Source organism: Ruegeria sp. CH8, from assembly GCF_056536985.1.
Window position 1 is genome coordinate 1 of the sequence record NZ_JBQFQR010000027.1, and the last position, 11,929, is coordinate 11,929.

12 protein-coding genes are annotated in these 11,929 nt (G+C 52.3%); 6 read left to right on the plus strand and 6 right to left on the minus strand.

From position 1 onward, the window contains the following. Positions 1 to 193 precede the first annotated feature (193 nt). The gene (locus tag ACR0ER_RS21705) at positions 194 to 1,213 is read left to right on the plus strand and encodes a hypothetical protein (RefSeq protein ID WP_480770720.1); all 1,020 of its coding nucleotides are present in this window, start codon (positions 194 to 196) and stop codon (positions 1,211 to 1,213) included. A 221-nt stretch (positions 1,214 to 1,434) separates the two neighbouring features. On the opposite strand, the gene ACR0ER_RS21710 is transcribed toward ACR0ER_RS21705, so the two are convergent. Then, positions 1,435 to 2,142 carry an IS6 family transposase gene (locus ACR0ER_RS21710; protein ID WP_480770721.1) on the minus strand — a complete coding sequence of 236 codons (708 nt, stop codon included), beginning with the start codon at positions 2,140 to 2,142 and terminating at the stop codon, positions 1,435 to 1,437. A gap of 252 nt (positions 2,143 to 2,394) precedes the next feature. Here ACR0ER_RS21710 and ACR0ER_RS21715 point away from each other — a divergent pair, with 252 nt between their 5' ends. From ACR0ER_RS21715 to ACR0ER_RS21725, 3 genes are all read left to right on the plus strand, one after another. Beyond that, on the plus strand, positions 2,395 to 2,634 hold the full coding sequence (locus ACR0ER_RS21715; RefSeq protein WP_480770722.1) for a hypothetical protein: 240 nt from the start codon (positions 2,395 to 2,397) through the stop codon (positions 2,632 to 2,634). Continuing rightward, positions 2,631 to 4,100 carry a flavin-containing monooxygenase gene (locus tag ACR0ER_RS21720; protein ID WP_480770723.1) on the plus strand — a complete coding sequence of 490 codons (1,470 nt, stop codon included), beginning with the start codon at positions 2,631 to 2,633 and terminating at the stop codon, positions 4,098 to 4,100. The genes ACR0ER_RS21715 and ACR0ER_RS21720 overlap by 4 nt, the downstream gene beginning before the upstream one ends. A gap of 70 nt (positions 4,101 to 4,170) precedes the next feature. Next, complete coding sequence (locus tag ACR0ER_RS21725) at positions 4,171 to 5,907, plus strand: adenylate/guanylate cyclase domain-containing protein (protein ID WP_480770724.1); 1,737 nt, start codon at positions 4,171 to 4,173, stop codon at positions 5,905 to 5,907. 156 nt (positions 5,908 to 6,063) lie between these two features. On the opposite strand, the gene ACR0ER_RS21730 is transcribed toward ACR0ER_RS21725, so the two are convergent. The 4 genes from ACR0ER_RS21730 to ACR0ER_RS21745 form a co-directional block, all read right to left on the minus strand. After that, positions 6,064 to 6,633 carry a carboxymuconolactone decarboxylase family protein gene (locus ACR0ER_RS21730; RefSeq protein WP_480770725.1) on the minus strand — a complete coding sequence of 190 codons (570 nt, stop codon included), beginning with the start codon at positions 6,631 to 6,633 and terminating at the stop codon, positions 6,064 to 6,066. A 239-nt stretch (positions 6,634 to 6,872) separates the two neighbouring features. After that, positions 6,873 to 7,496 carry a glutathione S-transferase N-terminal domain-containing protein gene (locus tag ACR0ER_RS21735; protein WP_480770726.1) on the minus strand — a complete coding sequence of 208 codons (624 nt, stop codon included), beginning with the start codon at positions 7,494 to 7,496 and terminating at the stop codon, positions 6,873 to 6,875. Positions 7,497 to 7,759: 263 nt separating this feature from the next. Then, complete coding sequence (locus ACR0ER_RS21740) at positions 7,760 to 8,095, minus strand: SAM-dependent methyltransferase (protein WP_480770727.1); 336 nt, start codon at positions 8,093 to 8,095, stop codon at positions 7,760 to 7,762. An 86-nt stretch (positions 8,096 to 8,181) separates the two neighbouring features. Then, complete coding sequence (locus ACR0ER_RS21745) at positions 8,182 to 9,039, minus strand: CE1 family esterase (protein ID WP_480770728.1); 858 nt, start codon at positions 9,037 to 9,039, stop codon at positions 8,182 to 8,184. 188 nt (positions 9,040 to 9,227) lie between these two features. Here ACR0ER_RS21745 and ACR0ER_RS21750 point away from each other — a divergent pair, with 188 nt between their 5' ends. Further along, on the plus strand, positions 9,228 to 9,659 hold the full coding sequence (locus ACR0ER_RS21750) for an ester cyclase (protein WP_480770729.1): 432 nt from the start codon (positions 9,228 to 9,230) through the stop codon (positions 9,657 to 9,659). Positions 9,660 to 9,761: 102 nt separating this feature from the next. Next, positions 9,762 to 10,388: a dioxygenase family protein gene (locus tag ACR0ER_RS21755; RefSeq protein WP_480770730.1), complete on the plus strand. Its 627-nt coding sequence runs from the start codon at positions 9,762 to 9,764 to the stop codon at positions 10,386 to 10,388. A gap of 282 nt (positions 10,389 to 10,670) precedes the next feature. Here the strand turns inward: ACR0ER_RS21755 and ACR0ER_RS21760 are convergent, their stop codons facing one another. Beyond that, positions 10,671 to 11,762, minus strand: a complete 1,092-nt coding sequence (locus ACR0ER_RS21760) for a GFA family protein (protein ID WP_480770731.1) — start codon at positions 11,760 to 11,762, stop codon at positions 10,671 to 10,673. Between the last annotated feature and the right edge of the window lie 167 nt (positions 11,763 to 11,929).

Below are 11,929 nucleotides of genomic sequence, written 5' to 3' on the forward strand. Positions count from 1 at the left end.
GGCGGATAATCTCCGGACTGGTTTTGAAATACTTGAAGGCGGCAGGTTTGGTCATTCCCAAACGCTACGCACTCGCCCTGCCCCGCTCAAGTAAAGTTAATCTGACAAGACCTCTGTGCCTGTGATCGATGCCGACAGCAGCAATATGTGCTATGATTTCCTTTGTTGTTTTCAGAAACGCAAGAGGTCGGACTTGTCTAACCGTCGTGTAGAACTGCGTTATTTTTCAATAGCATTGGTGCCGGTTTTCATTTTTGGATTGCATGAGCTGATCCACCATCATCTGATTGCAACAGATTTGAACGTGCCGCTCGAAATTCTGAATGACGAGAATACATGGCTGGAAGCCGTTGGCCGTCTTCGGTTTCTTGCGGCGTCCTGGTTTTTTGCGTCTCTTGCTGTGTTGGCAGTAGCTTTGCTTATCCGCAATCTGACACGACCAATGGCGCGCGATACAAGAATTGCAGCAATTGCCACGGTACTTGCCATATTCATGCTGGCGGTGGTTCCTACGATCCAACAATATGTGACGTCGACCACTCCCAGAATTTATCATCAGGTCGGTAAGGCTGTGTTTGAAACGGCGTTATCACGTGGAACCCTGCCAGGGTGTTTGGAACCTGACGATTATTGGCTGTTGGGCACGTGCGGAGAGATACCTGTTTTTACGATGTTTATGCGGGTATTGGATATTATCAATGCGCTCGCCGGGCTTGCGGTCGGTGCACTGATAGTTGGCATGATCCTGTGTCTGGCGACCGGAAATCATGAAAGTGTCGAGGAAACGGCTGCAGAATTGGCCAGAGGCCTTCACCAGATGCGGCAGCAACTATACTTGTCCAGCCTGGTTCTGACCTTTGGAATGTTTTTTGCGTCGAGCTGGATGTATTGGCCTCTGCCTTTGATCTCCGAAACAGAAAAAGCCGCTTATAACTCGCTCATTACTGCATCAGCGCTCTTCACGGGAACTTACTTCTGCCTGCTTATGCTAAGTTTCTACCTTCCGGTCGCACTGATACTGGATAGCAGGGTCAAAAACCTTACTCGTGTGGTCAGCCAAGTTGAAATGAATAAGAAGGGCTTTGATATCGAAGACTGGAAGGCCTCGCGTGGGTTGAAAGAAGGTGTGGGTGAAGTCTTGCGCACAGGGTTCGCAATCGTTGCACCAATTCTGGCATCGTTCGCAGGTGGAATAGCTCCCCTTGCTGTATAGTCCGTGTTGCAGGACGAATGCCATCCGGTCTCTGGCAGGTCATCGAGGCTAACATTAAGCCTCCCCGATCGAACGAAGTACCCGGTCAATACGGGAGCCAAACAATCACCCCACCGGATGAAACCGCAGACCGTCTCCTCTGACCCATAAGTGCTAAACTCAGGCGTCGGTGCTGTCAGACGAATTCGAACCAGTCTGAGCTAGTCCAGTAGAGCTACCCTTTATGCCGCACCAAGTTCGCGCCACTCGGCGAGAGCGGCGGTGCGCATTAGCTTGAATGTGTCTCGGCTGGCTAGCGATCTTTCCTGGTTGAAGTGGTTGTAGACGGAGGAGTGGACGGAGGCGAATTTCTGTAAACTTCGCATGCGTTTGAAACGTTGCATGGCGCGTTCGCGTCGTCGAAACGGCAGGTGCGAGTTCTCGACTCGGTTGTTAAGCCACCTGCCCGTCCTTTGATTTTTGAGCGCGCCCATTTGTCCGAGCGCAGCCTTGTAGGAAGCGAAGCGATCTGTGACGATCTCTTCGGCGCAACCGTGCCGCTTCATCAATTTCTTGAGGAATTTTAGTGCTGCAGCTTTGTTTCGGCGTTTGGTGACAACGGCTTCAAGCACTTCACCTTCGTGATCAACTGCACGCCAGAGGTAGTGACGTTTGCCGTTCACCTTCACAAATACCTCGTCCACGTGCCACTTCCATTTGGAGAACGCGCGCAGCTGCTGAACACGCTTCCGTCTGATCTCAGCAGCAAACATCAGCCCGAACCTGTTCCAACAATATCGGACGGTTTCGTGGCTAACGTCGATCCCGCGTTCGTGTAGCAGATCTTCGACATTCCGAAGCGACAATGGGAAACGGATGTACAGCATCACCGCAAGGCGGATGATCTCGGGACTGGTTTTGAAGTACTTGATTGAGGCAGGCCTGGTCATGGGCAAAAGCTACGCAACCACCCTGCCCCGCTCAACCCAAGTTCTTCTGACAAGACCTTCTAATAGTTCATTGAAACAGGCTGTAGGGGCGTTCTTGATACGAGCAGGCAAGCTAAGATTTTGAACGAGCCTTCGGGGGCATGACGGCGGCGGCGACTTTGATGCCGTTTGTGATTTCCAAAGCGCTAATGGCCGCCTTGCTATCTAAAACTGTGATTTCGTGATATCCTGATATCGCCTTGGGGGGCTGTTATGGGCGATTTCATTTGGATTGGAACGGCAATCGGCACCGCGATTGGCCTGCTCAATATGTTGTTCATTTTGAGTTCTCGCCTCGGTCAAACCGGGTTAAATCAAGCTAAGACAGTTTGGCAAGGCCTGTGGGTGTGGGCGCTATGGATCGTGTTCGGTGCCTATGTTCTGGCGCTGTGGTTTCTAGGCGTCGTTCTCCTGAGTTTTTCGCGATTTTTGCGACGGGGAACTGAGGCATGATAGTAGGGAAGGTCAAAACCGCCGTTATCATTGGTGCCGGGGTTTCTGGGCTTGCTACTGCAAAATGCCTTAAGCAGGTCGGCATCCACTGCACTGTTTTTGATCGCAACCCGTACCTTGGCGGCGTCTGGGCGGATGGATACCACGATTTTGGCGTTCAGGTGCAGAAGGACCTGTACGAATTCCCGGATTTTCCGCTTTCCGAAGAAGCGTCTCATTTCACTCCGGGGCCGGTCTTTCGGGAGTATCTGGAGGACTATTGCGATCATTTCGGAATACGAGAGTGCTTACGGTTAGGCACCCGCGTCACCATGATTGAGCGCAAAGGCGACGGGTGGTTACTTGAGGTTGGTGGTTCCGAAAGTTCTGAAACTATTGAGGCCGATCTCGTTGTCGTTGCAGCCGGGCTCTATTCGGAGACACCAAATGCCCCAAACATTCCCAAACGTGAAGATTTTGGAGGAGAAGTCCTTCACGCGAGCGAAATTAAAGACATATCACAACTCAAAGATCGTCGTGTCGCTGTAATCGGTTACGGAAAAAGTGCCACAGATATAGCGGGTTCGGCTGTGGGTGTCGCGGAGAAGGTTCACCTCGTATTCCGAACCGCACACTGGCCTGTTCCGCGCAAATTACTGGGCGTTCTTCCTTTCAAATGGGGAATGCTTACACGCCTTGTTGCAGCTCTGATCCCTCCGTATGTCAGACCCAGCCCAATCGTGCGCGCTATCCACTCAATAGGATATCCGTTGCCCTGGCTGTTTTGGCGTGTCGTAGAACTGCTGCTAAGCACCCAGCAAAGATTGCGAACGCAAATCGAACATGGTGAGACCCTGATGCCTGAGACGCCTGTCGAATTCGACGCGTTTACGGAAGTGACCATGGTTCCACGTCCGGGGCTCATCGACTTTATCCGATCAGGTAAGATTTCAGCACATCGAACAGGTGTGAATGCATTCTCTTCCAACGGGATCGACCTTGCGGACGGGGATTCTCTTGAGGTCGATTGCGTGGTCTTCGGCACAGGTTGGAAGACCGGCTACCCATATCTACCGAAGTCGATCCTTGCGTCCTTGGATGATGGCCCAGATGGATTCTATTTATACCGCCATGTTCTACACCCCTCGGTGCCAAACCTTGCATTCGTGGGTCGGGCGTCCTCCTTCATGAGTGTGACGACCTTCGCGCTTCAGGCCAAATGGCTTGCGGAAGTCGTTGCAGATCGTGTGCTCCTACCGGATGCTGAGGCCATGCAAAGCGATATCGATGCGCTCAAGTCCTGGAAACAATCTTGGATGCCAGAAGGGCCAGCACGTTCCGCCACACTTCTACTTCACATGTGCCACTATCACGATGAACTCTTACTCGACATGAGTGCGGACCCGCTTCGCAAACGCGGTTTCCTGGCGCCGATTTCTGAGCTGATTGTGCCTTATCGTGCGGCCGACTTTCGAGACGTGGTCTGAGCGATTTGTACGCGAAGTCCCTAATATCTTTTTGACATTTCTTTAAATGGATACGAGTGAGGATTTTTGTTTGGAACGACACCTGGCGGCCATACTCGCAGCTGATATTGTCGGTTACAGCGCTCTTGTTGGTGCGGACGAGGAAACTGCGCTACGCACATATATAGGCCACTTTCGAGCGCTGGAACCGCATGTGGCTTTGAATGGCGGGCGGCTATTCAAGAAAACTGGGGACGGTTTTCTTGCAGAGTTTACCTCGGTTGCGGATGCCGTGGCATGCGCGGATACGATGCAGCGTCAGATGGTTGAGCGGAACGCGGCACGCGGACAAAGCCCGGAGATGCAATTCCGCATGGGAATTCACGCGGGTGATGTTTTTGATGACGACGGTGACATTCTTGGTGACGGCGTCAACATTGCAGCCCGATTGGAAGCTCTGGCTCCTCCCGGAGGCATCATCGTTTCAGGGCGGGTATACGAGGACGTCATAGGGAAAGTGGATGTTTCGTTCACCGAATTGGGGCCACAATACCTAAAGAATATTGCGCGCCCTGTGACAGCTTACTCAGTACAGACTTCATTCACCACCACACGCCCAGCAGCTCAATCTCGCCCTGACAAGCCTTCCGTGGCCGTATTGGCGTTTGATAATCTGTCACCAGACGCAGAACAGGACTACTTTGCAGAGGGTATTACCGAAGACATTATTACCAGCTTGTCCAGAGTGCCCTGGATTTTCGTGGTCGCCCGAAACTCCTCTTTTTCCTACAAAGGGCTTTCGGTTGATGTGCGCCGCATTGGCCGTGAACTTGGTGTTCGCTATGTACTGGAAGGGTCTGTCCGTGGGGCAGGTAACCGGCTGCGTGTCACGGGTCAGCTGATTGATGCGGAAACAGGATCGCATGTCTGGGCGGATCGATATGACGGGATGCTCGACGGTGTTTTTGATCTCCAGGATCAAATTACTGAGGCCGTCGTGGCTTCGATTGCACCGGGCATAAGACAGGCGGAAATAGACCGTTCTGCCCATAAACGCCCGGATAGTCTGGGAGCATATGACCACTTCCTACGCGCGCAGTCCTTGATCTACCGGTTCAATTTCGCAGAAGCGGACGACCATCTGTCAAAAGCTCTCTCGCTTTCAAGTGAGTACCCATTGGCCAGCGCCCTTCGAGGCTGGATCAGAACTTTGCTTTGGAACCCGGACACGCGCCCAAGCAAGGACCGTTTTGATTACGCTATTCAGCTGGCACATGAGGTTCTGAGGGCGTCATACATTGATCTGGAGGCGCAAGCATATGCCGGCTACGTGCTTGCGTTTCTGTCCAAAGACACGGAGTACGGCTTATCCTTGGTAGATCGCGTGGTTGAATCAAGCCCGAACTGCGTGTCAGCCTGGGGCTCTAGTTGTTTGTTGCACGGCCTGATGGGCGAGGCGCAAGTGGCCCAAGCTCATGCCAGAGAGGCAATCCGGCTCAATCCAAACGATCCGCTGAATTACCGGGTCTACATGGGAATTAGCCTATCGCAAATTGCAGAAGAGAATTGGCTCGGTCTAAAAGAAACCGCTCAAAAGATGAGTGCATTTCATAACACTGTGACTGTATTCCGCCTAAACGAACTTGTCGCAGAGATGGCTCTCGGCAATGTGGAACGAGCCAAAGAACTCGCGCGTATTCACATGTCGCGGGAACCTGACTTTAGCGTTTCAATGTTTCGGGAAATGCGAGCGCGTATCTCTATCGCAAAGCCAGAGATCTATGACGCCTACTACACGATGCTGACAGCCGCAGGCATTCCTGAATAGCGCCACCAATTGCAAACTAACTGCCAATAATCAAAAGCGATCAGTATGTAGAGGAGAAATTTTTCTGGATGGTTGGATGTCTGGTGAGGGCTTCCAACAGTCTAATGTTCACACCGTAGAAAACGGCGACACTGAACTCAAAGCTGACCCAACCTTTTAGACATCTAGGCCATTTGCTCTGCCGAAGTCTGTGTAGAAAGTCTCGCTGCGAAACTCCGCGAGCGATTTCTCATCAACTTCGCTGGGCTTCTTGCTTACTCTACTGATCCCTGTCCCCTCAACGAGCCGGTTCACCAAATTGAACACTCCACAAACCTGTACCGCATCGAAGAGTGCATCTTCAGACCACCCCGCGTCATACACCGCCTTGGCATCCTCTTCAGTCATATGGGGAGGAGAAAGAGTGAGTTTCGAGACATAGGCCAGTATAGGCTTGAAACGTTGATCGACGGGCGCTGAATGAAAGTTTTCCATGAGGGCTTCGATTAGTTCTGGATCGATGCCATAGGCGCGGGCAAATATCGTATGGGCACCGTGGCAGTAGGAGCAAGAGTTCAGCCCGGACACGTAGGCAGCGATCAATTCACGCTCAGAAAAGGAAAGCTCGCTCTCACCCCGCATCACGAGGCTTTCATATTCGCACCAAGGGGCAAGCTTATCCGGAAACGTGCTAAACACACTGCCAAGCGTCGCGTCTTCAGAAAGAGAAGGGAATAGCCGCTTCATTGTTGCCCCGTCAATCGGGCCTGGCATTGATCTTGCCGATGCCTGTTACCATTTAATGCGGCTAGTTTAACAGCATTTCCCTGTTTGGGAAGTGACCGCATTAATGTGCATGCTGGAAACTGCAAAGCTCAGTCATGAATGTCCGGCTAGGGCCGCCAACTTTTACCGTATCCTCCGCAGAATTAGTCGCCTCAAAGGACAAAAGTAGTCGCTTGATCTAACGAATTATCGACAGTCTTTCACTCAAAGAGACCATCTTCTGACTTATCGGCAGCGGCAAGAATATGCGGCCGGGGTTTGGTCAATTGGAAACTTGGTCGAGAAAGCAACGGTTCAAAACGATCAAAGCGCGCATCAGCCAATTCTCGTCCAGCCACCTCACGATCACGTGCCCAGTATAGAAAAACGGCGGCGACCATACTGGCGATCTCTTCGATTTCAATTTTTTCGGATAACCAACGTATCGTCCGGATGAATCTATCCAAGTTTCGCGCACCCGGTTCAAAACCCAACCCGTTTTCGGCAAATTGGCCGAGTCCAGCCCATTGCTGATATGCCGCCTGAGCCAATACGTCGCCGGCAGAAAGAGCAATCACCAGGTTCCCACGTGTTTGATCGTTGTAAGGATACGGGGCGTTTTCGGCGGCAAGAGGGGACAGGTGCTCAATTATGTTGAGCGTTGGAAATAATGGAGACTTACCTTCGCGGATCAAGAGAGGAACCTGCCCCATTGGTGTCAATGCATCTGTTTCAGGCGGCAAGGGAAAGGGCACTTCAGTGCACTTAACTTCAAGCCGCCACTCATGAACCAAAATTCTGGCCACTCGTGCAAATGGTGAGCCGTCAACATAAATCAGTTCCATCGCAACCAACCCTCTTATTGTTTTTGAGTACCGAGCCAAAGGCCGACGCAACCAGCTGGTCTCAATAGTAAATCAGTCAGCGGCCACGTCAGGCGGTAAAGCAAGCTCGCAGCGCTGCACCGCCTTCATTGGCTCAACTTGGTGCCAATTGCCCAATTTCAGTCGTTCCCGAGATTACAGCTCCAGAAGAGAAACCAGGTCGAGCACCAGCGCAATCTTATCGACAGGCTGTGCAAATGAAGCGGTAAGTCAACAAACGACGTTCATCCAGAGCCAGAAGTTGGATCTGAACCATATCGCTGGCGATTTCCCCAAATAGAATCTATGCCTGTAACCTTAGCGTTTGCTTCTTCCGCAATTGTTCTAGTGACCCCGCCCAGACCACAACCAATATCAAGCACATTCGCACCTGGCGCCAGCGCCAGTTTCTCCAGCAGCTGCGAAGTCGCTTGTCTGCCTCGAAAATGAAACTCATCGATAGGCTCAAAATCAGCGGCGCGCAGTTTCGTGGGATCAACGCCCGCGTCCCTAAGGCCATCAACTATCTGGTCGATTAAACTGCTGCTGCGGCCGTAATGGTCGGAAACTTGCTCTCTCATTCTCAACCCCTTTCACCAAGCATGTTGAATGCCACTGAATGCCCATAAGATCAGAATTCTCGGAGGGTCGGCGGGCACTCAAGTGCTCAAGGTAGAGCTTCGAACCAGTCGAGAACTTCGTCCCGCCAGCCCTCTGGAACGCCGTGTCCACCTTTGGTGACCTTCAACCGGATGGAGCCTTCCTCACAGTCCACCCAATCCTTTTGCATCGAGTCATCGTCGCCAAAGCTGTTTTCCGCGCTTCCCAAACAGGCGTTCTCGCGGCGCCAGACATCCACGCCCTTCATGACGTTACCCTGGTGAAAATCAACACCCTCCCATGTCAGCTGTCGGCCTTCGAACGGCACCATTCGATCCTTGAAGCCATGTACGTGAAATAGGTGAACTGGCGCATCGCACTCAGTGGTCATGGGCTCCCAGAATGCTCCAGCCACAGCGGCAAAGCCTCTTGCCATCTCTGGCGCTTGGCACGCAATGTCCCAGACCATAGAACCGCCGCGGGAGAAACCTGCGATCAGTATTCTCGACGGGTCTATACCGAAGCGCTCCACCGCGTCGGCGCGCACGGCGTCGATAAAGGCGACATCATCGCGTGCCAGGTCATACCCGTCAGCCACGCCCCAATCGAGGTCTTTGTTATTAATACTGGGCTGCCCGCTCGGCATAATCACAGCGTAGCCGCGCCGGATGAAAGGATCGACATAGGCGGAGTTCTGGATCATCCCTTTCCCAGACCGTCCATAACCGTGTAACCAAATGATGGCAGGCGGTTCATCCGGAGCCTCTGGCAGGGCCACGTAGTACTCACCGCCTTCCAGTGTGCAAGGTGCATCTGGCGCGCCACACTCTCCATCAGAAGCGAGGGCAGCGTTCGGCTTCGCAGCAGTAAGAACAATGGCAATACCGAGCGTCAAAATGCGATTGCGCGTTTCCGGTCGCATCATAAGTGTACCTCTGTCGCTAGATCACAGAAATCATAGCACAGCGTAGCGCATCTCCGAATGTACCGGCCCGGATGTCTGGGAACACCTCTACTGTGTACTTCAGTGGCGACGAGTGATCACTCTGAGCCCATAACACCAGAATTCGCGCCGTGATATGTTGAGCCTATCATCAATGCCGGGAAAACTTCATGACGCTGCCTGATCTTATTAAGCGATTTTATCACGAAGTATGGAACGCGGCGGACATCGACTGCGCCCGAGAAATCCTACACCCAGAGTTCGATTTTCGTGGGAGCCTTGGGCCGAAACGCTCAGGGCCGGATGAGTTCATTCGCTACATGGAAGAAGTTCGAGCGGCTCTTCCGGATTCTCAATGCAATATCGTTGAAATCGTCGATGCCGAAGAAAAAGCAGCTGCGCGAATGTCCTTCGTCGGCACGCACCATGGTAAATTCTTCGGTGTAGACGGAACACAGCAACGGATCGAATGGTCCGGCGCGGCATTCTTTACATTGCGGGAACAAAAAATCGGGAGTCTCTGGGTTTTGGGTGACATTGATTCAATCAAGAGACAATTGAATGCCCACCCAAAAGTTGCGTTTCTTGATCCATATGCATAGCGGCGGCTTTGGTTGCGAAGGCAGACCTCGACGTGACGTGCGCTGGAAGGTGTGTAATTTTGAGGGATAAAGGGAGCTATCCCAAGCGGGAAAGGACACGCTATGAAACTGAAAAGAAATTCCCGCCGTAAATTTCTAGGTGGCATCACAGGACTAATTGGCGTCAGTTCGCTGGGTGCAAAGGCCGCTGCGGCTGTGCTAACACCAAGCGCCGCAGAAGGGCCGTATTATCCAACACCAACCATGCGGACGCCCGATATAGATAACGACCTCGTTAAGATCAGAGGACGTGTTGAAGAAGCCGGTGGCGAAGTCTTTACACTGCGTGGGAGGCTCACGGGGGCCAATGGACAACCCCTTGCCAGACATCGCATCGAAATCTGGCAATGCGACATGGACGGCAACTATATGCACCCGCGCGACCTTCGCAGTGCTAACTTTGATCAGGCTTTCCAGGGCTTTGGCCACGACATAACTGACAACGGCGGGAACTACGTGTTTCGCACAATTAAACCTACGATCTACCCAGGGCGTGCACCACATATTCATGTAAAGGTATTTGACGGAAAGCGCGAACTGTTGACGACGCAGTATTACATTAAAAGACATCCTAACAATTCCCGCGATGGTTTATTCAACCGTATGTCCAAGGCAGAGGCCGATGCGGTGTCTATGGAATTTGTACAGGGTGCGACTGGTCTTGAAGCGACCATCAATGTTGTCGTGTAAAGAGAAAGCATCAGCCCGCAAAGTTGGAGTTGCAAAGCTTGATTTTAGATGTCCGCTTTGGGCTGCGACCAGCCAATCATGCAAGCCGCAGAGAACGGAAACACTGAGCCCATCCTGTGAATTTAGTTTTCTCGCTGCGCGCAATCGCAGCACAGATTTTGCCGCGTGCGCATCATCAATTGCGGGCAATGCTGAACAAAAAGCGGCCATTCGTACCGCGCGCAGCGAGATATTGTCGGGCATTTTGCGAGACGAGGGACAAAGTTGCTGTTGCTCACTATCTCAGGTCTGATCGGACTTCTTTCTTTTCTGCCTGTTGGCAACGCGCGTCTCAGAAGACGAAGGTGTTGGGCCAGAACTTTGTTCGCCTACAGAAACCCAACGAGAGGACATCCGCGGATCTTCTTCTGTTCTAATTCTGGGTAAGTCGTCGTGTATGTCCACCCATGGGATTTGACTTTCCACTCCATAGTGCAGTTCGGGTGGAAAATCGGCTGGGTTGTCCAGTGTTCCGACCCGGATTGAATAATACCCGAGGTCGCTAATGTCGGTATAAATGCTCGTCCCGCAATTCTTGCAAAAGGCTCGCTCAGAGAGCTTCGAAGAAGCATACAAACCGGGCTCCTCACCCTCGAAGGTCACATTTGGCTTCTCAAAAATCGCCCATGCATTGACAGGAGAGCCAAGAGCCAGTTGGCAATGCCTGCAATGGCAAAATCCAACTGCAACTGGCTGAGACCAAACCTGGTACCGAATTGCGCCGCACAGACACCCACCTGCAGTGACCGGTTCACTTTTCGCCGCTGTGAGGAAAGGCCACCCAATTGGTTTCGCCTCTTCACCGGAAGCTGTCAAAGTCGAACGATAGGCGCGGACAGGCTGAACGATGTTTTTCAGCTTTCGATGGCCAATATCTACAAACGAATGCTCAATCTTTTCTTTTACTTGGTCCAAGACGCTCCCGGAGACGCAGAGCTCACCGGGTTTGGCAATTTCCTGAAGTCGGGACGCCTGATTGACACCGTCGCCATAGATATCGTCGCCTATGACGACAATATCACCAAGATTAACGCCAATGCGAAAGGTGATTTTTTGTTTACCCGCGTTATCGGCTTCACGTTCAGCCATAACCGTCTGGACTTCCAGCGCGCAAGCGACCGCGTCAACAGCAGTAGGAAACTCGATCAGTAGGCCGTCGCCCATCGATTTGACTATCCGCCCGTTATGAGTCGAGACCCGACGTGAAACGATGCCGTCAAAGTACATGCCGAGCCGCGCCAGAGTGCCTGCTTCGTCTCTTTGCATAAGGCCCGAGTATCCTACGACATCGATCGAAACGATAGCAGCAAGTTTTCTGATCTCTGGCTTTGGCATGTGGTCAAGTTACGGCAGTTTAACCACCGCGCATAGTCTGCGTCGTTGGTTGCGGTGACTTTGCTTCTGCCTGAAATCCCGACACCTCACATAGCATTTGAACGACTGCTTGGGGCTCAGGAATGGTCATTCAATGAAATCTGTTAACATCTGGTATGCGGACGGAA